Origin of the sequence: Vibrio sp. RC586 (genome assembly GCF_000176715.1) — a bacterium.
GTDB lineage: Bacteria > Pseudomonadota > Gammaproteobacteria > Enterobacterales > Vibrionaceae > Vibrio.
Genome location: NZ_ADBD01000007.1, coordinates 395644 through 419020 on the forward strand (window position 1 = coordinate 395644; position 23377 = coordinate 419020).

The 23377-nt window shown below is 47.2% G+C and carries 22 protein-coding genes and 1 other annotated feature; of the genes, 15 read left to right on the top strand and 7 right to left on the bottom strand.

The window, feature by feature from the left end; translation table 11 throughout:
- The first annotated feature begins 62 nt into the window (after positions 1–62).
- The 4 genes from VOA_RS12350 to VOA_RS12340 all read left to right on the top strand — a co-directional run bounded on the left by VOA_RS12350 (position 63) and on the right by VOA_RS12340 (position 3355).
- Positions 63–1076 carry a J domain-containing protein gene (locus tag VOA_RS12350; RefSeq protein WP_001212204.1) on the top strand — a complete coding sequence of 338 codons (1014 nt, stop codon included), beginning with the start codon at positions 63–65 and terminating at the stop codon, positions 1074–1076.
- Between the two features lie 147 nt (positions 1077–1223).
- On the top strand, positions 1224–1406 hold the full coding sequence (locus tag VOA_RS12345; protein ID WP_009355826.1) for a hypothetical protein: 183 nt from the start codon (positions 1224–1226) through the stop codon (positions 1404–1406).
- A 290-nt stretch (positions 1407–1696) separates the two neighbouring features.
- On the top strand, positions 1697–2098 hold the full coding sequence (locus VOA_RS20000; protein ID WP_000903298.1) for a hypothetical protein: 402 nt from the start codon (positions 1697–1699) through the stop codon (positions 2096–2098).
- Between the two features lie 150 nt (positions 2099–2248).
- Positions 2249–3355 carry a phosphoribosylaminoimidazolesuccinocarboxamide synthase gene (locus tag VOA_RS12340; RefSeq protein WP_000050050.1) on the top strand — a complete coding sequence of 369 codons (1107 nt, stop codon included), beginning with the start codon at positions 2249–2251 and terminating at the stop codon, positions 3353–3355.
- 100 nt (positions 3356–3455) lie between these two features.
- Here VOA_RS12340 and VOA_RS12335 read toward each other — a convergent pair whose 3' ends face one another.
- Positions 3456–3806, bottom strand: coding sequence for a hypothetical protein (locus VOA_RS12335; RefSeq protein WP_000460962.1), 351 nt, complete (start codon positions 3804–3806; stop codon positions 3456–3458).
- A gap of 491 nt (positions 3807–4297) precedes the next feature.
- Here VOA_RS12335 and VOA_RS12330 point away from each other — a divergent pair, with 491 nt between their 5' ends.
- From VOA_RS12330 to VOA_RS0117500, 3 genes are read left to right on the top strand one after another with little or no spacing between them, the layout of a single operon-like run.
- On the top strand, positions 4298–5986 hold the full coding sequence (locus VOA_RS12330) for an NAD-dependent malic enzyme (RefSeq protein ID WP_009355827.1): 1689 nt from the start codon (positions 4298–4300) through the stop codon (positions 5984–5986).
- A gap of 41 nt (positions 5987–6027) precedes the next feature.
- Positions 6028–6357: a DUF3392 domain-containing protein gene (locus VOA_RS12325; RefSeq protein ID WP_001176418.1), complete on the top strand. Its 330-nt coding sequence runs from the start codon at positions 6028–6030 to the stop codon at positions 6355–6357.
- Positions 6330–7106, top strand: a complete 777-nt coding sequence (locus VOA_RS0117500; RefSeq protein ID WP_032468169.1) for a SanA/YdcF family protein — start codon at positions 6330–6332, stop codon at positions 7104–7106. The genes VOA_RS12325 and VOA_RS0117500 overlap by 28 nt, the downstream gene beginning before the upstream one ends.
- A gap of 63 nt (positions 7107–7169) precedes the next feature.
- On the opposite strand, the gene VOA_RS12320 is transcribed toward VOA_RS0117500, so the two are convergent.
- The 3 genes from VOA_RS12320 to VOA_RS12310 all read right to left on the bottom strand — a co-directional run bounded on the left by VOA_RS12320 (position 7170) and on the right by VOA_RS12310 (position 10656).
- Positions 7170–8486 carry a GGDEF domain-containing protein gene (locus tag VOA_RS12320; RefSeq protein ID WP_000869773.1) on the bottom strand — a complete coding sequence of 439 codons (1317 nt, stop codon included), beginning with the start codon at positions 8484–8486 and terminating at the stop codon, positions 7170–7172.
- 294 nt (positions 8487–8780) lie between these two features.
- Positions 8781–10016 (bottom strand): cysteine desulfurase-like protein, encoded by a 1236-nt coding sequence (locus tag VOA_RS12315; protein ID WP_001212915.1) that lies wholly within the window; start codon positions 10014–10016, stop codon positions 8781–8783.
- Positions 10000–10656 carry a 2OG-Fe dioxygenase family protein gene (locus VOA_RS12310; protein WP_000946305.1) on the bottom strand — a complete coding sequence of 219 codons (657 nt, stop codon included), beginning with the start codon at positions 10654–10656 and terminating at the stop codon, positions 10000–10002. The genes VOA_RS12315 and VOA_RS12310 overlap by 17 nt, the downstream gene beginning before the upstream one ends.
- A gap of 464 nt (positions 10657–11120) precedes the next feature.
- Between VOA_RS12310 and trxB the strand changes: the two genes are divergently transcribed.
- From trxB to cydC, 3 genes are all read left to right on the top strand, one after another.
- Positions 11121–12077 carry a thioredoxin-disulfide reductase gene (gene trxB, locus VOA_RS12305; RefSeq protein WP_000073131.1) on the top strand — a complete coding sequence of 319 codons (957 nt, stop codon included), beginning with the start codon at positions 11121–11123 and terminating at the stop codon, positions 12075–12077.
- A 118-nt stretch (positions 12078–12195) separates the two neighbouring features.
- On the top strand, positions 12196–13983 hold the full coding sequence (cydD, locus tag VOA_RS12300) for a heme ABC transporter permease/ATP-binding protein CydD (RefSeq protein ID WP_000358472.1): 1788 nt from the start codon (positions 12196–12198) through the stop codon (positions 13981–13983).
- Positions 13976–15697: a heme ABC transporter ATP-binding protein/permease CydC gene (gene cydC, locus VOA_RS12295; protein WP_001208700.1), complete on the top strand. Its 1722-nt coding sequence runs from the start codon at positions 13976–13978 to the stop codon at positions 15695–15697. The genes cydD and cydC overlap by 8 nt, the downstream gene beginning before the upstream one ends.
- A gap of 136 nt (positions 15698–15833) precedes the next feature.
- Here cydC and rluB read toward each other — a convergent pair whose 3' ends face one another.
- The 3 genes from rluB to rnm form a co-directional block, all read right to left on the bottom strand.
- Positions 15834–16793, bottom strand: coding sequence for a 23S rRNA pseudouridine(2605) synthase RluB (gene rluB, locus VOA_RS12290; RefSeq protein WP_001291241.1), 960 nt, complete (start codon positions 16791–16793; stop codon positions 15834–15836).
- A gap of 132 nt (positions 16794–16925) precedes the next feature.
- Positions 16926–17546, bottom strand: a complete 621-nt coding sequence (locus VOA_RS12285; protein WP_000077263.1) for an L-threonylcarbamoyladenylate synthase — start codon at positions 17544–17546, stop codon at positions 16926–16928.
- A 2-nt stretch (positions 17547–17548) separates the two neighbouring features.
- Entirely contained in the window at positions 17549–18421 is an 873-nt protein-coding gene (gene rnm, locus VOA_RS12280; protein WP_001217209.1) for an RNase RNM, read from the bottom strand.
- A 64-nt stretch (positions 18422–18485) separates the two neighbouring features.
- On the opposite strand from rnm, the gene VOA_RS12275 reads away from it, so the two are divergent.
- From VOA_RS12275 to trpCF, 5 genes are all read left to right on the top strand, one after another.
- Positions 18486–18623, top strand: a complete 138-nt coding sequence (locus VOA_RS12275; protein ID WP_009355828.1) for a trp operon leader peptide — start codon at positions 18486–18488, stop codon at positions 18621–18623.
- Positions 18570–18672 (top strand) — a sequence feature (Trp leader region). It overlaps the preceding gene by 54 nt.
- Positions 18673–18756: 84 nt before the next feature.
- The gene (locus VOA_RS12270) at positions 18757–20328 is read left to right on the top strand and encodes an anthranilate synthase component 1 (RefSeq protein ID WP_001030218.1); all 1572 of its coding nucleotides are present in this window, start codon (positions 18757–18759) and stop codon (positions 20326–20328) included.
- 2 nt (positions 20329–20330) lie between these two features.
- Positions 20331–20936, top strand: coding sequence for an aminodeoxychorismate/anthranilate synthase component II (locus VOA_RS12265; RefSeq protein WP_001274031.1), 606 nt, complete (start codon positions 20331–20333; stop codon positions 20934–20936).
- 18 nt (positions 20937–20954) lie between these two features.
- Positions 20955–21953 carry an anthranilate phosphoribosyltransferase gene (gene trpD, locus VOA_RS12260; RefSeq protein ID WP_001193363.1) on the top strand — a complete coding sequence of 333 codons (999 nt, stop codon included), beginning with the start codon at positions 20955–20957 and terminating at the stop codon, positions 21951–21953.
- A 5-nt stretch (positions 21954–21958) separates the two neighbouring features.
- Positions 21959–23368, top strand: a complete 1410-nt coding sequence (gene trpCF / locus VOA_RS12255) for a bifunctional indole-3-glycerol-phosphate synthase TrpC/phosphoribosylanthranilate isomerase TrpF (RefSeq protein ID WP_000003295.1) — start codon at positions 21959–21961, stop codon at positions 23366–23368.
- The last annotated feature ends 9 nt before the right edge of the window (positions 23369–23377 follow it).

Below are 23377 nucleotides of genomic sequence, written 5' to 3' on the forward strand. Positions count from 1 at the left end.
TCGCAGAATAAATAGCCCAGTATTCACTGGGCTTCTTGTCTTTTTTCAGGGAAAGAAAAACCATGCGTTTTCGGAATTTGTGGCTAATTTTGCTGTTTTCATTTCCACTTGCGGCAGCCGATGGTATCACTGAGCTCATCAAACTGGCCAAGGAACGTGAACCACAAGCTCAATTCCAACTCGCGATCGCCTATCAATCTGGCACGTCTGTCCCGCAAAATTTGAATGAAGCTTTCTATTGGTTTTTACAGGCAGCTGAGCAAAATCATCCTGCCGCAATCGCACAAGTAGCGAACGCTTTTATAACAGGGCAAGGAGTAGAGAAAGATGCCCTACAAGCCCAGTACTGGCTTATCAAACTCGCACTCACTGGTAATGCCCAAGCCAGCACAACCTTAGCAAAATGGTATGAACAACACTCAACGCCAATTGAGCCACTCGATTTAGCTGAAATCTGGTATCGAGTTAATGCTAATCATGACTCTGCAGCAGAACAAGGTTACGCTCGCTTGCTAGAGCAAAAATTCAACCAACAACGTGAAAAGCAGCTAAACAGTATCGATCAATTAGATAAAGTCATCGATCAAGACCTCAGTAAACCACCAACACTACCGACCCCAAAAACGGAGCAAGCGCTCAACAGTGACTGGATACTCCCCACCCTGACCACTTTGGTCATCTTGCTAGCGATCATTGTCATTCGCATGATCTGGCGCAGAGTATATAAAACTGCACATCCCACCTCCGGACTCGACTACGAAGCCAAATGGAAAGAACAGCAATTTATTATCAAAAGGCAAAAACAGCAGCTTGATCATCTTTACCTAGAGTGTAAACGTCTACAGCAAAACCAAAGCACCGACCTCGATGGGCACAAAGTCGCCATTGCATTTTCTTTGATGGGATTTCATCAAAACCAACCACTGGATGTGAAAACCATCAAGCTACGCTATAAACAGTTATCAAAAATCTACCATCCAGATCTGCATGGCAGTGATGAAGAAATGAAGCGATTAAATAGCGCGGTTAAAATCGTGATGGACGCAGTTAACAGATCGTTACAAAAACAAGCGTAAGCCCTAGAAATGCTCATCTAAACCTTGAAAAATCAGCGCTTACGCAATCGATCTCCTTCACAAGGATAATTACAAATAGTTAACTTTTTGAATTAAAGCATGCCATAATCCGCGCGAGATTTACGCCTGTCACGGTGGGAGAAAACAATGTATAGCGTAGAAGGTATTTGCGATTGGTGTAAGCAACCAAAACGACTAACAAGACATGAATATGTTGATGGCAAAGCCCATCACTCATGTGAAACCTGTAATGAATTCGCTCGTATGGATGTACGGCAATTTAATTTAGCTGAAATGGCATTCCGAGAAAAACAACAAGCCATCCGATGACCTACCCATCCTTTTCCTTTGAAAAAGCGCCTTTATGGCGCTTTTTCTGTTTTCATCTGCCGCTGTATAACCAGAGATTAAGCTTCGGATGCAGCTCACAAAAAATACAATCCGTACAATTCACACCCACTCCTTTCGCATTAAAAACAACTCAATAAAAAACAACATCTTAAACAAAAAACCACCATTTAAGACCCCATCTCTGATTTTTTTTTATCCAAAAAAGAGTTGCAAAACCACCCAATCAACAATACTGTATTTACATACAGCATGTATGGAGAGACAGTATTATGTTACACACTGAATTCAAACATTTCGGACTACCACCATCACGTACATCAAGTGCGTTACGTCCAAACATTGACCTAAACAGTGAAGCTAACCTTATGCAGCGACTCGCTCATTTATCTCTGCGTTCACAATGGATTCTCTATACAGCACAGTGCCAACGCCCAAACACTACAGCATTGAGCGAGCAGAATATTAATTGCGGTAAAATAGTGCACCTTAAAGCCTCTAAACGACACTCCGAAGCTGAAATAGTGGCTAAAGCGATTGCTTGTCAAACGGCTAGTGCTATTGTCGCCTCCAGTTCGATAGACTTGGTCACTCAAAAGCAGTTACTTCAGTTTGCTAAACAACATGATTGTGAACTGTTTTTTATCAGGCACTCTACTTATTCGTTGCACTGACTGCCCCGTTTTCATAAGAAAATAAAAACAAAGCAAACGTTTGCTTTTTATCTGGCGGCAGAAATTAGTTCTGGTATTATGCGCTCAGCCTGCGATTTTCTACCAAGTAAAATTGCAAAACGATGTTTGAATTTAAATAGGAATGTCTCAATGAGCCTTGCAGATCAAGTCCTTGCCGTCAATGACGACCTCCCCATTCGCACTCATCAACCAGTACACAGCGGAAAAGTTCGCTCGGTGTACTGGCTGACGGAGCAAGATAGTCAACGCCTGATTAAAGAGAAAGGTTACCCCGTTGCCGATGATGCACCACTCGCCATCATGGTGATTAGCGATCGAATTTCAGCATTTGATTGTATTTGGCATGCTGAAGGAGGGGTTCATGGGGTCCCTGGTAAAGGAGCTGCACTCAATGCAATTTCTAATCACTGGTTCAAACTGTTCCAACAAAACGGCTTAGCCGATAGTCACATTCTCGACATCCCACATCCATTTGTTTGGATTGTGCAAAAAGCGCAGCCAATCAAAATTGAAGCGATTTGTCGTCAATACATCACCGGTTCGATGTGGCGCGCCTATACAAAAGGTGAGCGTGAGTTCTGTGGTATCACTTTGCCTGAAGGGTTAGAAAAAGATAGCCAACTGCCAGAGTTGCTAATGACACCATCCACCAAAGGTATTTTACGTGGCATTCCTGGAGTACCTGAAGCTGATGATGTGAATATCTCGCGCCATGATATTGAAAACAACTACACGGCATTTAACTTCAGTCAGCCACAAGACATTGACCATTACGAGACACTGCTCAAGCAAGGCTTTGCTGTAATCAGTGAAGCATTAAAGGAGGTGGGACAAATTTTTGTCGATACCAAATTTGAGTTTGGCTATGTGACTGATAAGCAAGGGCAACAAAATCTGATCTATATGGATGAAGTGGGCACACCTGATTCATCACGTATTTGGGACGCTGAGCAGTATCAGCAAGGCAAGATTGTTGAAAACTCGAAAGAAGGCTTCCGCCAGTTTTTGCTGAACTACTTCCCTGATCCAGACATTCTGCTCAATAAAGAACGTATGCCAGAGCGTGAAGCGCTCGCACGCGATAATGCTTTACCATTAGAAGCATTACTCGATATCTCACGTACCTATCTAGGTATTGCAGAAAAAATTACTGGGCAGCCGATTCACCTTAGCAATCAGCCAAAGCAAGAGATCATTGATATTCTAGACAAAGAATACGGGCTCATAGAACGCTAAGCCATGCACCAATATAGTGAATGATGAAGCGAATAAAGGGGCGAAAACGTCCCTTTATATTACCTAATCGATCGATATGTAATGTCTTTCATTCAAGCCATTACAACTTAATAAGAAATTCGTCTTGATTGGTCGATTCAATCTGCGCAGCACTTTTGCTTTGAATCGTTGTAAGTTGCTGCTCATCAAGTGCGTAGGGCATCACCAGTGTCAACTCGTCAATGCCTTCTTGCTTAGCCAGCTTCACTAACGCGATCAAATTAGACTCATCACTGCATCGAGTAGAAAGCTTTTTTAGTGCGACATCCCATAATCGTTCTTCAGGGCTTTGCTGCTCTTTTATTGCATCTATCCAAGCAATCCCAAAAATCGGTGCAAATGAGCTTATCGCTTCAGTGAAAGTCCATTTTTTTGCACATGATGCACCTAAAAATGTGGTGTAATCGAACACTGCGCTAATCCTTGCTTTTTCCATTCAGTCCCCCGACACGATTGGCAACACAGTAAAACCACTATTGACCAACCTTGCCTATATAGCAATACGATATAAAAAAATAGTCTGTTATGTCTGGCAATCGGTTTTAATCGCTATATAAAAACCAATCTGATAACACTGCACCTACAATTTTAAAATGATATGTGTCTTGTTGATTAATATTTTCTTATTCAAACAAAATAGCCTCAATCCATATTCAATCTGTTATTTGGATGAAGAAAGATAATTCCTCTCCCAGCGTATAAATATGTTGCGATCTGTAGGCAAAGTAGACGGATTGTATGCAAATCACTCACAATCTATTTTAATGGATGTTTTAAACACTGGGCTTGCGCACAGAAGCAGGATAATCAATGGCTGCAATGGGTTTGTCTATTTACAATCCAACCAGCAAGTCGGTATCATTTTCGCGTTTCACTTCTACCCTACCAATCAATAGGCCGAACATGAATAACGATAAACGTCCGCTGTACATTTCCTACGCAGGCCCTGCTCTTCTTAGTACCCCCCTGCTTAACAAAGGTAGCGCCTTCAGTGCTGAAGAACGCGCATCCTTTAACCTAGAGGGGTTATTGCCTGAAGCTACTGAAACCATTCAGGAGCAAGTTGTGCGTGCATACCAACAATATCGCGGTTTTGAGAGTGATATGGATAAGCACATTTATCTGCGCAACATTCAAGATACCAACGAAACTTTATTCTATCGTTTAGTGCAAAACCATATTTCAGAGATGATGCCGATCATCTATACCCCTACCGTGGGTGCAGCATGTGAGAATTTCTCTAACATTTACCGTCGTGGCCGCGGTCTGTTCATCTCTTATGCCAACCGTGATCGTATCGATGACTTGCTCAATAATGCGGCAAACCATAACGTAAAAGTAATTGTAGTCACCGATGGTGAACGTATTCTGGGTCTTGGTGACCAAGGCATCGGCGGCATGGGTATTCCAATCGGTAAACTCTCTCTCTATACTGCTTGTGGCGGTATTAGCCCTGCATACACTCTGCCTGTAGTGCTTGATGTGGGTACTAACAATCCACAACGCCTTGCTGACCCAATGTACATGGGCTGGCGTCATCCGCGTATCACAGGGGCGGATTACGACAACTTTGTGGAAGAGTTTATGCAAGCGGTGCAACGTCGTTGGCCTGATGCGTTGATCCAGTTTGAAGATTTTGCCCAAAAGAACGCGATGCCGCTGCTTGAGCGCTATAAAAACCGCGTGTGCTGCTTCAACGATGACATTCAAGGTACGGCAGCAGTCACTGTGGGCTCACTGCTTGCAGCATGCAAAGCTGCGGGTAGCCAACTTTGTGAACAGCGCATCACCTTCTTGGGTGCGGGTTCCGCAGGTTGTGGTATCGCGGAAGCGATCATCGCACAAATGGTGTCTGAAGGGATCAGTGATCAACAAGCACGCTCACAAGTTTACATGGTCGACCGTTGGGGTCTATTGGAAGAAGGCATGCCAAATCTGCTCGATTTCCAACAGCGTTTGGTTCAAAAGAAGTCCAACACGCAAAACTGGACAACCGAGAACAACGGTTACTCACTGCATGATGTGATTCGTAACGCTAAACCTACCGTATTGGTCGGTGTTTCTGGTGCGCCGGGACTCTTTAGTGAAGAGATCATCAAAGAGATGCATCAGCACTGCCCACGTCCAATTGTATTCCCGCTGTCTAATCCAACAAGCCGAGTGGAAGCACTGCCAAGCGATATTATTCGCTGGACTAACGGTGAAGCTTTGGTGGCAACCGGTAGCCCATTTGACCCCGTACTACACGAGGGTAAAACCTACCCGATTGTACAATGCAATAACAGCTATATTTTCCCAGGAATTGGCTTGGGTGTTCTGGCTGCAAATGCTCGTCGCGTAACCGATGAGATGCTTATGGAATCGAGTCGTGCGTTGGCAAGCTGCTCACCACTGGCGATTAATGGTCATGGTCCACTACTGCCGCCATTGGAATCGATTCACTCAGTGTCAAAGAAAATTGCTTTCGCCGTCGCGAAGAAAGCCATTGAACAAGGTGTTGCACCAGAAATTACCGATGAAGCATTGGAAGCGTCAATCGATCAACACTTCTGGCAACCAGTTTATCGTCGTTACAAGCGTACTGCGTTTTAATCTCATGGAGAAGCCCCTGCTTTCAGGGGCTTTTTAATCAGATGCAATTATTGACTTTTCTTGCCCCTGCGGGTCAGGCTCTAATGCCCTACCTTAGCGAAATTTCAACCGCATTAATCGCCTGTTCTTTGGTGATGCTCGGTGGTGAAATCAATGCCTTTTTGCGTAGAATATTACGGAATCAACATTTTCTGGTGCGCACGTTAGCGTTTATCTTTATTAACGCGTTTGGATACGGTTTAATCATCATCAAAGCGAGCCCTTACGTTGCTCGGACACTCGCGCAACTGGATTCCGGCATGATGCTGACCGTTATCGTAAGCTGTTTTGTTGTGATAGGCCTATGGGCACAAAGAAACCATCAAATCTAACTCTGCGCTCAATCGCCTTTTCTGTCGCAACTCGATTGCGTCATTTCCCATGGCGTAAGTTAGCTCGTACTTTATCGTTCATAACAGTCGTCTCGATAGTGAGCCTGTTAGGGATTGATCGTTGGGTGACTTGGCAAACCCAAAATAACATCATTAACGACACTCAAAATACCCCGCCTTTCCAAGTTGCTGTTGTTCTGGGCACCAGTAAATACATAGGTAAGACTCTCAACGAGTACTACACCAACCGTATTGATGCAGCTATTGAACTCTACCAACAAGGAAAAGTACGAAATTTTCTGCTCAGCGGGGACAATGCACACCGTTCATACAATGAGCCTTGGACAATGAAGCGCGATTTATTGCGTGCAGGGATCCCAGCAGAGAATATTTCTCTAGATTATGCGGGATTTCGAACTTTGGACTCGATTGTGCGTGCTAAACAGATCTTCGAAACCAATAATTTCTTGATCATCACTCAGCGTTTTCATTGTGAACGAGCACTGTTTATCGCTCACTATCAAGACATTCAAGCTTCTTGTTTGGCCGTTCCGGGCCCAAGTAACCACTCCGGTTTTAAAGTCCGTTTACGTGAAGTCTTTGCTCGTGCTTATGCGGTTTTTGATCTTTTTATCTTTGATACTCAACCGAAATTCCTCGGTCCGAAAGAGCCGATTATTGTTGAGAGCAATGAAGCAGAAATTGAGAATAGTCCAACCACAGAAGAGAGCGGAACGCCCGCTCAGTAACCATCAAAGTTCTAGTCTCTGAGTCGTTATTTATAGATTCTAAGATGTGATAAATAAAAGAGACTAGTTCGAATTAGCCATTAACCCATAGTGGACTTCAATTCGATTTCGACCGAGTCGCTTAGCGCGATATAAAGCTTCATCAGCGCGTGAAACCGTTTCGGTGACACGCTCATCTCCCATCTGGGCAATCCCGATGCTGCAAGTTAAATCCCCTCCGTGTATCCAGCGATGGTCTTCAACTCTTGCTCGCAAGCGATCCGCTAGCTCAACCGCTTGCTCAAGACTCGTCTGTGCACAAAACACGACAAACTCCTCACCGCCCCAACGCACCAATTTATCACTCTCACGGATTTCACGGTTGAGCACCAACGCGAACTCACGCAATAGATCATCACCGAGTGAATGTCCATAGATATCATTGACCTTTTTAAAGTAATCAATATCGATGAACAACACACTAAACTGGTTTAACTGCCAACGCACAAGGCGTGCTTGATCTTGCAGCCAATCGCGGATGCCGTGACGATTAATCGCTCCAGTCAAGGCATCGCGATGTGCCATTTCAACAAACTTCATGTTTTGTTCATGCAGGGAATGATTTAAACGCTGTAAGTGTTCTTGGCGCATACGAGCCCGCAAAACCTCTCGGCGATTACGGCGAATTTCTAACGCAGATAACCAAGCTCCAGCCGCTGCCCACATGATCAACATGGCTAAAAAAAGCTTCTCCCCTGCTACATAATCACCAATCAATTCAACTTGATGTAATTTCAATTGATATTGACCTAACGAGCTTCCCGAGCCTGTTGCAAACTCGATTTTATTGACATTGGAAAACTCAGGCGCTGAATTTTCAATGGGAATACGGTTATCGACTAGCCACCATGTCATCACTTGCAAACTACGAATGGGAATTTCGATACGGCCTTTACCCACACCTGGCGTAAACTCTAATCCATTGTATTTATGGGTATATTCATCATCAGTCGTAGAATAAAGCGAATTGAAATTACGCAAATATAAACGCATTCCTGCGGACTCTGCAGTCGGCCCCTGCAAATCCACATTAAGTCGTATGGTGTGAATGTCACTCAGATCTAAACCTAGAGTGGGATCTGGATTAAGGTGGATCGAAATTCCGCAATATGGCCATGCATAATCACTGGCAATCAGTTCGCAGTCGATCTTCGCGGTATTCCCTTCAGTCAGTATAGAACTGGTTGATGCACCACCCGCGGCTTGGTCATTGGTGGTGAAAAACGCATAGTGTTGAGGAGAAATAACCACACGCTTTGCTGAGCCAAATTGCCAGTAAAGCAATACTGTCACTATGGTAGTAACAACTAACCCTAACAACACTCTTGGCACCACTTTCACAACATACTCCAGTGTCTAACCGGTAATTAAAACGCTCACTCTTAATAGGGTCCAACCAATAAGGAGAGATTGATTCCAAAAGTAATCACCGTATGCCGTTTTGTCACTGCTTTTTTATTGTTGCAAACTCCATTTTCAGAGGCATTTCACCTTTTGAGAAAACAAAGAAATACACACCAATTAAGTGGTATGCAAACTGGAAATATATTGATTAAAAAGTGAACTCAACCACGAGCAAAACTCTGATATTCCCTTCCAACCTAAAACTGCAGCGATATTGGCTACCTAGAATTCCTAGTTCAACGTTGATAAAACATCACTGAGCACATGAAATAACCGATCAATTTCCACAGTCGTGTTGTAGTGCATCAAACCAATTCGCAACACCCCGCCACTTTCTTCCAATTCGAGCTGACGAATAAGACCCAACGCATAGAAATGGCCATTCCATACGCAGATATGTTGCTCACCCAACATTTTTGCGATCGACAAAGGTGAGCCATCTCGGATGGTCAGAGCAAACGTAGGTGTCCGTAAATCAGCTTGGCGAACACCATGCAACTGCAATTCTGGGAAATCAGTTAGTTTGTGAAGAAAGTATTCACTCAGTCGTTGTTCATGCTCTTGGTATTGCTGATAGCTTGAGACTAATCGCTCACGCAGCGTTTCCTTTGGTTCTCCCCATTGCGCCAAATATTGCACAGCAGCAATAACCCCCGCTAAGCCTTCAAAGTTGAGCGTACCTGTTTCAAATCGTCCCGGCCCTTGATTTGTCGCGGGTTCCACTTTGTACGGCATAATCGAGCTTTGCCACTGCGGCGCAACATAGACAATACCAACATGTGGCCCAAAAAATTTATAGGCAGAACAAGCAAGGAAGTCACAGCCTAGTGCCTGTACATCCGGCAGAAAGTGCGGTAGATAGTGCACCGCATCGACATACACTATTGCTCCTACTTGGTGCGCCGCTTGCACAATCGCTGATAGATCAACTAATGACCCCGTGGTGTTAGAGGCATAAGTGAGCGCGACTAAACGAGTACGCGAATTAATCAGCGACAGCAGATGCGTTTGATCTAAGGTGCAGTCAGCCGTATTCACTCTAGCTTGGTGAACAGTCGCCCCCTTATCTTGAGCAGCTTGCTGCCAACTGGACACGTTAGAGTAGTGATCCAAAGCCGTGACAATCACTTCATCGCCAGGTTGCCAGTCTCGGCTGAGCGCTCGGCTAAACTGAAAAGTCAGCGAAGTCATGTTCGGCCCAAAAACAATCGACTCGGGAGATGGGGCATTCAGTAGCGCCTGCACATGTTCACGCGCGCTTTGTACCAATTCGACCGTTTTGTGGCTTGAAAAGTAATGTCCACCCAAGTTGGCATTGTAGCACCCAAGGTAAGCCACCATCGCATCCAGCACCGTTTGCGGCACTTGTGAGCCACCCGGTCCATCAAAAAACACCACTGGCTTACCATTCACTTTTTGGCTTAACGCAGGAAACTGTTCACGAACCAACTCAGGAGTGAAGCGCATGGCGACCATCCTTAGCCGTCAGTACAAACACATCCATATGCCCTTCTTGATCATGATTCACCACACGAATTGGACACGCGTTGTGCCATAACTGACCATCTGCCAGCATAGCAACTTCACCGTTTTCCAATATTTTTCGGAAAAACGGTGCTTCATGGCTGCTTAAATAAAGCATGATTTCGCCACCCACTATGTTGTGGCGGTCAATCCCGACAATCGCAATATGATCAAAACCATCTTGATGCACCCCTTCTGGTGCAACCAAGGTTTCATCAAACACTGCGGCGATCCGCATTTGGTGAATTTCGATCTCTTGCCCGTTCGGTAACATGTTGGCTTCAATAAACAGGGAGCACAACTCACGCAGGCCTTCACTTTTTAATGTACTCGGTTGAAGTGCCTCAAAACGGCGCACGACATTGCCTTGAAAGTGATTAATCTGATCCGTTTGCATGAAATCATGTTTATCGACTTCCACTACTTGTCCATCAATAAAACGGATCACTGAGTATCGACGTAAACGATACTGCCCATCCGCGTGACTTGTGTGCGGTAACTCAGCAAAGGAAGGGGCAAGTTGGTGGGTTGCCGAATGGCTCAGCTGAGTGATATGTAGGGTATTGGGATGAGAACGTAACATCATCGACTCCTTAATGGGTTAGTCATACCACAATAAATTTCACATTTTATTTACATTTAAGATTAATCGATTATTTGGCAAAAACAACAATTCTCAACTCAATAAACTGATTATGTGAATATTTAAAAATAACAATCTAATTAATGGTCGGATGATGGTCTATTACACCAATGGCGGCAGTCGAGAAATTGGAAAATCAGAAGCTTTCACTGTCACACTTAAAAATAAGGAATATGACCAATCAGTTAGCATAAAATCTTTATCTCATGATGCAGCTTCCCAATAGCGCGCATCACTGCAGGCAGAGCAGGAAGGGAATAAACAATTACGATTTATGCTCAGAGAACCACTTTTATTCACCTCTTATATTCCCTACAATCGAAACTAATTCTTCTCATTCGCTTGCGTCTTACACCTAGGTCAAGCAATGAGCAAACTCCCTTTCTTCCTTATCGGAGTACTTCATGAGTAACGTGAAACACAGCAAACTTCTGATCCTTGGCTCTGGCCCTGCAGGTTACACAGCCGCAGTTTACGCAGCGCGCGCTAACCTAAAACCTGTGCTTGTCACGGGCATGCAGCAAGGCGGCCAGCTCACCACTACCACGGAAGTGGAAAACTGGCCAGGTGATGCAGAAGGCTTAACCGGCCCTGCATTGATGGATCGCATGAAAGAGCACGCTGAACGTTTCGATACTGAAATCGTCTTTGACCACATTAACGCGGTCGATCTCTCTTCTCGCCCATTCCGTTTGACCGGCGATAGCCAAGAGTACACTTGTGATGCACTGATCATCTCAACTGGTGCATCCGCCAAGTATCTTGGTTTAGAGTCAGAAGAAGCCTTTAAAGGACGCGGTGTGTCTGCATGTGCGACTTGTGATGGTTTCTTCTACCGCAACCAAAAAGTGGCCGTTGTCGGTGGTGGTAATACCGCAGTTGAAGAAGCGCTTTATCTCTCGAATATTGCAGCAGAAGTGCACCTGATTCACCGTCGTGACAGCTTCCGCAGCGAGAAAATCCTGATTGATCGTCTGATGGATAAAGTGGTCAATGGCAACATCGTTCTGCACACTCATCGTACTTTGGATGAAGTGCTGGGTGATGACATGGGCGTGACTGGCGTTCGCTTGAAAGATACCCAATCAGACCAGACTGAAAACTTGGATGTCATGGGCGTATTCATTGCGATCGGCCACCAGCCTAACTCGCAAATCTTCGAAGACCAGCTTGAAATGAAAAACGGCTACATTGTCGTCAAATCTGGCCTTGAAGGTAATGCAACACAAACCAGTATTGAAGGTGTGTTTGCCGCCGGTGACGTGATGGATCACAACTATCGCCAAGCTATTACTTCAGCCGGAACAGGCTGTATGGCAGCATTGGATGCTGAGCGTTATCTAGATAGCCAAGGTAAATAACCGACTCTACGCGTAACACCAGTTTTTATTTTTGCAAAGCCCGACGGGTATAACCGTCGGGCTTTTCTTTGTATACTGGTGGCCTATTACAATTATTATTCTCATTAAGCCTTTTCAAATGGACAAGAAAAAACAGCGTAGCTTGAATCTCTGGCTCAAGCAGCAAAGCAAACTGGCTAAGCGCTGGCTTGCAATAGCTGTTGGGTTAGGTGTTTTATCAAGCCTATTTCTGGTGGCGCAAGCCGCACTCCTCGCATCGATTCTCCATCAACTGATTATTGAACAAGTCGATAAGCACCTGCTCATCCCACAATTTGTCGGTTTAGTAGTACTCATCGCGCTGCGCGCCCTTTGCTCTTGGGGACGCGAAATGGCAGGATATCGCTGTGGGGAGGAGATCCGTTGCTATATTCGTGAACTCATTCTCAATAAACTTCGCGATTTAGGGCCAGCGTACATCAAAGGTAAACCTGCCGGCTCATGGGCAACCTTGATGCTTGAGCAAGTCGAAAACATGCACGACTTCTTTGCTCGCTACCTACCGCAGATGTCTCTTTCCGTGATGGTGCCTTTTGTGATCCTCGCGGTGGTCTTTCCTGTGAACTGGGCTGCTGGCCTGATATTTTTTCTCACAGCGCCACTGGTACCGCTATTTATGGCACTCGTCGGCATTAAAGCCGCCGATGCTAGCCGGAAAAACTTTAAAGCTCTACAGCGTCTGTCTGGCCATTTTTATGACCGCTTACAAGCGTTGACAACCATACGCCTTTTCGATCGCGCAGCAGCGGAAACCGAGCAAATGCGCGGCGCTTCTGAAGTGTTCCGCCATCGCACTATGGATGTACTGCGTATCGCGTTTCTCTCTTCCGCGGTATTAGAGTTTTTCACCTCGATCTCGATTGCTCTGACTGCGGTTTACTTTGGTTTTAGTTACATTGGTGAGCTCAACTTCGGCTACTACGGTGCAAGTGTCACCTTGTTCGCAGGGCTATTTATCCTGATCCTCGCCCCCGAGTTTTACCAACCACTGCGTGACCTTGGTACTTACTACCACGCCAAACAATTAGCGGTGGGTGCAGCGGAATCGATTGTCGACTTTCTACAAACCGAAGCCGACACGCTGCATAGTGGTGAACAAACACTGGCCGATGATCAACCCATTGAAATCATCGCGCATGATCTGGTGGTGCTCAGCCCACAAGGCCAATGCCTAGCAGGTCCACTGTCATTCACTCTGCAAAGCGGCAAAACCACCGCGCTCGTCGGCCCAAGTGGTGCAGGTAAAACCAGCTTAATCAATACCATTTTGGGCTTTATGCCCTATCAAGGCAGCTTAACCATTAATGGTATTGAGCTGCGCGAACTGGATCACGCGCAGTGGCGACAAACCATCAGTTGGGTTGGTCAAAATCCACTGCTGCTGCACGGCACTATTCGAGATAACGTGACGCTTGGTAAACAGAATATTGCCGATCAACAAGTCACTCAGGTGCTACAAGCCGCTTATGCCCAAGATTTTGTTGAACAACATGGTTTGGATTACCAGATTAACGATCGTTCAGCCGGCCTTTCTGTTGGTCAAGCTCAACGTATTGCTCTGGCTCGGGCTATGTTGCAAAACGGCCGCTTTTGGTTACTCGATGAACCCACCGCAAGTTTAGATGCACGCAGTGAGCAATATGTGATGCGAGGTCTGAATGAAAGCATTCAGCAACAAACGGCTTTATTAGTCACTCACCAATTACAACCGTTGCAATCAGTCGAGCAGATCTTAGTGATGGAAAACGGAGCCTTAGTCCAAGCCGGTCATTTTGAAGCGTTGAGCCAGCAATCGGGCTTATTTGCCACTATGTTAGCCGCTAACCAAGCCCTGCAAGCTGCGAATCAGGGGAATCTCGATGCGTGAACTGTTGCCTTATCTCAAGCTTTATAAAAAACACTGGTTCGGTCTGACGCTAGGCATGCTTTTGGCATTGCTGACAGTGCTCGCCTCAATTGGTTTGCTCACTTTGTCTGGCTGGTTCTTGTCCGCCGCTGCGGTAGCTGGGCTAACCATCGCCAGAGAGACATTCAACTACATGCTACCCGGCGCGTTTGTACGTGGTTTTGCCATGGGACGTACTGCCGGACGTTGGGGTGAGCGTGTTGTCACACACAACGCGACCTTTAAGTTGCTCACCGATTTGCGTGTGTTCTTCTTTGAAAAACTGACTCCGCTGATTCCGGGACGCTTGAGCGCCGTGCGCGATGCCGACATGCTCAACCGCATCGTGGCCGATGTGGATGCCATGGATCACGTCTATCTGCGCCTGATTAACCCAGTGACCGTTGGTGTGTTGGGCATCGCCGCGCTCACAGCATTAGTGGCTTGGTTTGATACAACCCTTGGTCTTACCCTTGGGGGCGTTTTACTGTTAGTGCTGTTGGTTTGGCCAATCTTGTTCTATCGACTTGGCAAGCACAACGGGCAACAACTTACACAACATAAAGCAGAGCTAAGAATTCGCACTTTGGATTGGTTGCAAGGCTATAGTGAGCTAACCATTTTCGGCGCGGAGCAAACCTATCGCCAGGCGATCTTCACGGCACAAGAAAAGCTGCTGCGTAACCAATACGCCAACGCGCATGTATCTGGTTTAGCACAATCCTTACTCCTGCTCGCCAATGGTTGGATACTGGTGCTGATGCTCTGGTTGGCTGCCGATGGTGTCGGTGGTCAAACCCCAGATCCTATGATTGCTCTCATCGCTTTCGCCACAATGGCGAGTGTAGAGCTGCTGATGCCGATTGCTGGTGCATTCCAGCATTTGGGGCAAACACTCACTTCAGCACGCCGCCTAAATGAGATCATTCTGGCGAAACCGGAGGTCGAGTTTACCGATCAACCCACCCCACATAATGGCCAATACGGCATTGAGTTCAATGGGATTAACTTTGCTTACCAAGCCAATAAACCGAACACCATTGATGAATTCAGCTTGTCGCTGCCTCAAGGTCATAAAGTCGCGATTGTGGGTCAAACTGGTTCTGGTAAATCAACTCTAATTCAGTTGCTGTGCCGTTATTGGGATGTGCAAGCGGGACAAATTACGATTGGCGGAATCGATATTCGAGAGTGGCGAGAGAGCGATCTTCGTGCGGCGATCAGTGTGGTCAGTCAGCGTGTCGATATTCTTAACGGTACATTGCGTGATAACTTGAAGTTAGCCAACGCCGAAGCAACCGATGAACAATTAAGTGAAATTTTGCGCCAAGTGGGTTTAGAAAAACTGTTGCAAGATTCCGCGCTTAACGCATGGTTGGGTGATGGTGGTCGTCAGTTATCAGGTGGCGAGAAGCGCCGTATCGGCATCGCACGAGCACTACTGCATGATGCCCCTATCCTATTGTTAGATGAACCGACTGAAGGTTTGGACAAGCAGACTGAACAACAAATCATGCAACTACTGCACAGCCACTTTGCAAATAAAACCGTACTGTTCATTACGCATCGCTTAATCAACCTTGAACAGATGGATGCAATCGCACTGATTGAACATGGCAAGCTGGTCGAATTCGGCCATCACCATGCCCTACTCGCTCAGCAAGGTCGTTATCATCAATTAACCCAAACGCTGTAATCTGCTGACCCTATTGCTCACGAGCAGTGGGGTTTTTATCACTCCCCTCATAATCGGGTGATAAAAAATAGGTAAGAAAAAAGCCAGTCGATATGACTGGCTTTTTAATCATTGAAAAGCAGAACTGTGCAAGCAATTAGCCACGAGGCTTACGCGCACTTTGCTGCTTACTCGCTACTTTATTACGGGTACTTGACTCACCACCCGGCTTACGACGAGCTGAGCCACTACGGCCAGGTGCGGTCGATACACGTTCTTCATGGCGACGAACTGCACGACGAATTTTCTGGCTACGGGTACGTTCACGCTTACGCGTTGCCGCATCAGGGGCAGTGTTCAATACCGTTTCTTTCTCTGGACGCAGCTCTACCAGTTCACGCAAGTAGTTCACTTGCTTCAGATCGAGTTCCATCCAACCGCCGCGAGGCAGCTTCTTATCAAGGAAGATATCACCGTAACGAACACGTTTCAGACGGCTAACCGTTGTACCTTGTGATTCCCACAAACGACGAACTTCACGGTTACGACCTTCATTGATCACAACGTAGAAAGTATGGTTGATGCCTTCGCCACCGGCGTACATCACATCTTCAAAACGCGCCATACCATCTTCTAGTTGCACACCACGCACGAGGTTGCGAACTTTTTCTTCATTGACGTCACCAAACACGCGAACTAAATACTCACGTTCAACCTGACGGCTTGGGTGCATCAAACGGTTTGCCAATTCACCATCAGTAGTAAATAGCAGCAAACCTGAGGTGTTGGCGTCCAAACGACCAACGGAAATCCAGCGCGAACCACGAATTTTCGGCAGACGGTCAAACACCGTACGACGACCTTCTGGATCATGACGGGTACACAACTCGCCTTCTGGTTTGTAGTAAGCCAGAACTCGACAGATGACCTCTTCTTGCGCTTTTACAGACACAACGTGCCCGTCAACACGCACTAAAGCGTTATCATCTTCTAGGCGTTCACCCAATACAGCTACCTTGCCATTAACACTTACACGCCCAGCTCGGATCAGAGCTTCAAGCTCACGACGAGAACCATGACCAGCACGTGCTAAAACTTTTTGTAACTTTTCGCTCATTTATTTACCTATGTGTCGTCTTCTCAGACGTCGAATGACTGTTTGCGATCTCAAAATCGCGGCCGCGTAGTATCGCAAATTTTGTGGATAAAAGCATCCGTTTTGTCAGGTATTCACGGCCACGTCATTCAACTACTGAAAGGGGGTTGGATCACCAGCTCCGACACGAGCCACAACAATCTCATCATCACTGAAATCAATCACTGTAGTCGGCTGCTGACCTAAATAACCACCGTTGAGGATCACATCCACCGCGTGCTCTAAACTATCGCGGATGGCTTCAGGATCAGACTCTGTAAAATCGTTGCCCGGCAGAATCAGCGACGTCGACATCAGTGGTTCACCCAAAGCTTCTAGAAGATCCAACGCGATTTTGTTGTCTGGCACACGGATCCCGATGGTTTTACGCTTTTCATTCATCAGACGACGTGGAACCTCTTTGGTTCCTTTAAAGATAAAAGTGTAAGGTCCCGGGGTGTTGTTTTTCAGTAAGCGAAACGCGGTATTATCCACTCGGGCATACAGAGATATCTCAGATAAGTCGCGGCACAACAGGGTGAAGTTGTGTTTATCGTCCAGACGACGGATCTGGCAAATACGCTCCATCCCGTGTTTATTTTCTAGCTGACAACCGACGGCGTAACCAGAATCGGTTGGATAAACCACTACCCCACCATTGCGAATAATCGCGACCGCTTGATTGATTAGGCGGGTTTGAGGGTTCTCAGGATGAACATAAAAAAACTGGCTCATGGTTATTCCTCTTCATCGAGTCTCTCGACTCTATTGCTTGGGGATAAGCCCCAATCTTTCCATACAGGTTCTACTCCGGCAGGTAACCAAAGATTTCGGCCCAACTCCATCCAAGGAGAAGGATAGTGGAAGTCACTGCCTTGGGAGGCGAGTAGTTGGTATTCCATTGCGTAATCACCCAAGGTTCGTTTTTCCTGTGGTGATTGCTGCGGCTGGGCCACTTCCATGGCATCGCCACCCGCTTCAACAAACGCGGTCATTAAGCGCTTAAGCCATTTCGCCGTCAAGTCATATCGTCCCGGATGCGCTAATACCGCTTGTCCACCTGCGGCGTGAATCGCGCTCACCGCTTCACTCATTGAACACCAGTTAGGCGGTACATAACCCGGATTATCACGAGTGAGGTATTTCTTAAATACTTGCTGCATGTTGGTAGCGTAACCATTATCCACCAACCATTTGGCAAAATGGGCACGCGTGATCGGCGCACCATCGGCAATATGTTGAACCTCTTCTAACACTCCCTCACGCGTCGCTTTTTGTAAACGATGGGCGATCAGTTCAGCACGCTCAACTCGACGTTGCTGCTGCCGCGCAATCAGCTGCCCCAATGCCTCACTGTTTGGGTCGATGTTTAAACCGACAATATGAATGTCTTTATTTTGCCAAACCGTTGAAATCTCAATGCCGTTCACTAATTGTAGCGGATATTGCTGCTGTGCAATGTAAGCGCGAGCATCATTTAAAGCGGCCACTGTATCGTGATCCGTGATCGCCAAAACATCAATATTGAAACTGACGGCTCGTTCAATCAATTCTTGATAGGTAAACCGTCCATCAGAAGCGGTCGTATGACTATGCAGGTCAATTCTCATATTTTTTATTTGCTTGATTTTTAGGCTTGACTTTTCATCTCCGCACTAGTTAACTAGTACGCAAATGCAAGGCTCTTTACTAAGGCTCACTATGTTACAAGAATTTAACCCAAATCATAAACCCAATTTCAGTCCAGCGAATGCTGAACTGGCTTGGTGGCGCACTTGGACAAGTTCTTGGTGGGCTCACGTGTATTTCTAAGTTTAGATACTCACACACCTAGCCCGCCAATTTGAGCGGGCTTTTTATTGGTTTTTTCCACCTATCACTGCTGTTTACTTACTTTCTCATCGCGGTGATCAGTGCTCAATCGAATCATGGTTAAGGAGGTCTTATGAATAAGGCCATCAACATAAAGAAAACCGCGCCGCTTGAGGTGCTACACAGTGAATTGCCTTATACGCAAGATCCTACGGCTTTATTTCATGCTCTTTGCGCTGGGCGCAGTGACTGCCTACTGCTGGAATCCGCAGAAATCGACTCCAAGCAAAATCTGAAAAGCCTTTTATTGGTGGATGCGGCAGTGCGCATTGTGTGTGAAGGCCATCAGGTGACCTATCATGCGCTCAGTGCAAACGGCCAAGCGCTGCTCAACATCATTCATGGCAACATCACAGCTCTGATTCCTTGCAAAGTAGAGAAAGCGAAACTTACCCTCACCTTCTCTACTCCGTGTGATACGTTGGATGAAGACTCACGCTTGCGCGAAGCTTCTTCTTTCGATGCGCTACGTTTAGTGCAGCACAGTTTTAATCTCACTGACCACGGTAAATTCGCACTGTTTTTAGGGGGCTTGTTTGCCTACGATTTAGTGGCTAACTTTGAACCGCTCGGTGAAGCATCTGCCGACAATCAATGCCCTGATTACGTGTTTTATGTCGCAGAAACCCTGATGGTCATTGATCATCAGCGTGAAACTTGCCAACTGCAAGCAACCCAATTCCAGCCCGGCGATGCGCTGCACAGCCAACTCAAAAGCCGAATGCGTGAAATTCGTGCGCAAGTGAATCAAAAACTGCCTTTGCCGAGTGCGCAGTCTTTATCTGATGTGGAAGTGACCACCAATATTAGCGATGCAGCGTTTTGCGACATCGTGCGTGATCTCAAACAATACGTGGTCAAGGGCGATGTGTTCCAAGTTGTGCCATCACGCCGTTTTCGCTTACCTTGCCCCTCACCGCTCGCAGCTTATCAACGCCTAAAACAGAGTAACCCAAGCCCTTACATGTTCTACATGCAAGATGAACGCTTTACCCTGTTTGGCGCATCCCCCGAAAGCGCGCTCAAGTATGAAATGCACACCAACCAAGTGGAAATCTACCCGATTGCAGGCACTCGCCGCCGCGGTAAACGCGCCGATGGCAGCATTGATTTTGACCTCGATGGCCGCATTGAGCTTGAACTGCGCACGGATAAAAAAGAAAACGCCGAGCACATGATGCTGGTTGACTTAGCACGCAACGATGTCGCGCGCATTAGCCAAGCCGGTACTCGCCATGTCGCTGACTTGCTGCAAGTGGATCGCTACAGCCATGTGATGCACTTGGTGTCACGCGTGGTGGGTCAGTTACGTGAAGATCTGGATGCGCTACACGCTTATCAAGCTTGCATGAATATGGGTACGCTGACTGGCGCACCGAAAATTCGCGCGATGCAGTTAATTCGCGACGTTGAACAAGCGCGTCGCGGCAGCTACGGCGGCGCGGTGGGCTATCTCACGGGTGAAGGCGATTTGGATACCTGTATCGTGATCCGCTCTGCTTATGTGGAAAACGGTATCGCCCAAGTTCAAGCTGGCGCAGGTGTCGTTTACGACTCCGACCCACAAGCCGAAGCCGATGAAACGCGCGGCAAAGCGCAAGCGGTAATCTCCGCCATTTTATACGCTCATCAAGGGAAGGAATGATCATGGCCAATATTCTGTTTATCGATAACTTTGACTCCTTCACTTATAACTTGGTGGATCAGTTTCGCTCACTCGGTCATGTCGTAACGATTTACCGTAACAACATCCCGGCTGATGTGATCGAACAAGCACTGCAACAATTAGACAATCCCGTGGTCGTGTTATCCCCCGGCCCAGGTGCGCCGTCTGAAGCGGGCTGCATGCCAGAGCTACTGCAACGCCTGAAAGGCAAGGTGCCAATGATTGGTATCTGCTTAGGGCATCAAGCCATCGTGGAAGCCTACGGCGGTGTGGTTGCTGGTGCGGGTGAAATCATCCACGGTAAAGTGTCGATGATGGAGCACCAAGACCACGCGATTTATCGCGGCCTCCCATCACCACTGGCGATTGCACGTTACCACTCGCTCGTTGCAACGCAAGTACCGGCAGCTCTGACCGTGACGGCAGAAGTGAATGGCTTGGTAATGTCGGTGGTTAATGAGGCTGACAAAGTCTGCGGCTTTCAATTTCACCCAGAATCGATCATGACCACCCACGGCGCTACCTTGCTGGCCAATGCCATTGATTGGGCATTGTCTGCAACGCCAGCACAGACTCAATTCGCGTAACCGCACAGGGAGAATGTTATGCAAACCATTATTAATAAACTCTATGAACAGCAGGGGCTAACGCAAGCCGAGAGCCAACAGCTTTTCGACCAAATTATTCGCGGTGAAATGGATCCAGTATTGATGGCTGCGGTACTGACTGCGCTGAAAATCAAAGGCGAAACGCCAGATGAAATCGCGGGGGCGGCTAAAGCCCTGCTCGCCAACGCCAATCCGTTTCCGCGGCCTGATTACGACTTTGCCGATATCGTCGGTACCGGTGGCGATGGCTCAAACACCATCAACATCTCCACCACGGCTGCTTTTGTCGCCGCTGCTTGTGGCGTGAAAGTCGCTAAACACGGTAACCGTGGGGTATCGAGCAAATCAGGCTCTTCCGATCTACTCAACTCATTTGGAATCAACCTTGCGATGAGCGCGCAAGATTCGCGTCAAGCCTTGGATGATCTCGGCGTGGCTTTCTTGTTTGCCCCTCAATACCACAGTGGTGTGCGCCATGCTATGCCTGTGCGTCAAACCATGAAAACTCGCACCATTTTCAACATCTTAGGCCCCCTGATTAACCCTGCCCGTCCCAATATTGAATTGATGGGGGTTTACAGCAAGGATTTGGTTCGTCCTATTGCGCAAACCATGTTACAAATGGGTCTGAAACGCGCGGCGGTGGTGCATGGTTCAGGTCTGGATGAAGTCGCGATTCATGGCGAAACGCAAGTGGCGGAAATTCGCCAAGGCGAATTGGTTGAATACACGCTCACCCCGGAAGATTTTGGTGTTAGTCGTTACCCACTGGATGCGATCCGTGGTGGAGAGCCAGAAGAGAATCGCGCCATCATCACCCAGATCCTAACGGGCAATGGCACAGCAGCACAAATGGCGGCAGTGGCCGTCAACGTTGCACTTCTGCTGCGTCTATTTGGCCAAGAAGATCTGAAAGCCAATACCCAACAAGCGATCGCCGTGATGAAATCGGGCCAAGCCTATGGATTGGTTCAGCAGTTAGCACAACGAGGTTAAGTAGAATGTCCGAGCAGTTGTCTGAGCATATTTCCGTACAAACCGCGCAAATGGCGCAAGTGCTGGTCAAAATCGTCAACGATAAATACCAATGGATTGAGGAGCGCAAAGCCAAGCAACCTCTCGCTAGCTTTCATCCATTACTGACTCGCTCAGAGCGCGATTTCTATCAAGCCTTGAGCGGCGATAACACCGTATTCATTCTCGAATGCAAAAAAGCCTCACCTTCAAAAGGATTGATCCGCGAAGAGTTTGATCTCGATTACATCGCCTCCGTGTATGGCGAGTACGCCAGTGCCATTTCGGTACTGACTGACGAGAAATATTTCCAAGGTCGTTTTGAGTTTTTGCCGCAAGTGCGTGCTCAAGTCACCCAACCTGTATTGTGCAAAGATTTTATGGTCGATCCGTATCAGGTTTATCTGGCACGCCATTATCAAGCCGATGCGATTTTGCTGATGCTATCGGTGCTCAATGATGATCAATATCGTGAACTGGCCGCCGTGGCGCACGATCTTGGTATGGGCGTACTCACCGAAGTCAGCAACGAGCAAGAACTGGAACGGGCGATTGCTCTGCAAGCGAAAGTCATCGGCATCAATAACCGCAATCTTCGTGATTTGACCACCGACTTAAATCGCACCAAGCACTTGGCGCCGCTCATTCCACAAGGCACCATCATTATTTCCGAATCTGGTATTTACACCCACCAACAGGTGCGTGATTTAGCTCAGTTTGCCAATGGCTTCTTGATTGGTAGCTCGCTGATGGCGCAAAGCAATCTTGAACTGGCGGTGCGTAAAATTGTGCTCGGCGAACACAAGGTGTGTGGCCTGACTCATCCTGATGATGCGGTTAAAGCCTACCAAGCAGGTTCCGTTTTTGGTGGCCTGATTTTTGTTGAGAAGTCCAAACGCTTTGTGGATGTAGAACAAGCCCGCCTGACCATGAGCGGCGCACCGCTACAGTATGTCGGCGTGTTTCAAAATCACCCAGCCGCGCAAGTCGCCGATATCGCAACCGAATTGGGCTTATTTGCGGTGCAACTGCACGGTGAGGAAGAGGCTGAATATGTACGCGAACTGCGCGCTGCCCTTCCAGAATCGATTGAAATTTGGAAAGCGTATGGCGTGAGTGATGCTTTACCTGAGCTACTGCCAGAGCACATAGACCGACATCTGCTCGATGCCAAAATCGGCGAACAGAGTGGCGGCACAGGACACAGTTTTGATTGGCGCTTGCTGCCAAAACATAGCGACCTGATGCTCGCCGGTGGCTTGAACGCCGAGAATGTCGCCCAAGCGGCGCAACTTGGCTGCCGCGGACTGGATTTCAACTCTGGTGTGGAAAGCGCTCCGGGTAAAAAAGACGCCACCCAGTTACAACAGGTTTTCCAACAGTTACGGAATTATTAGATTATCAGC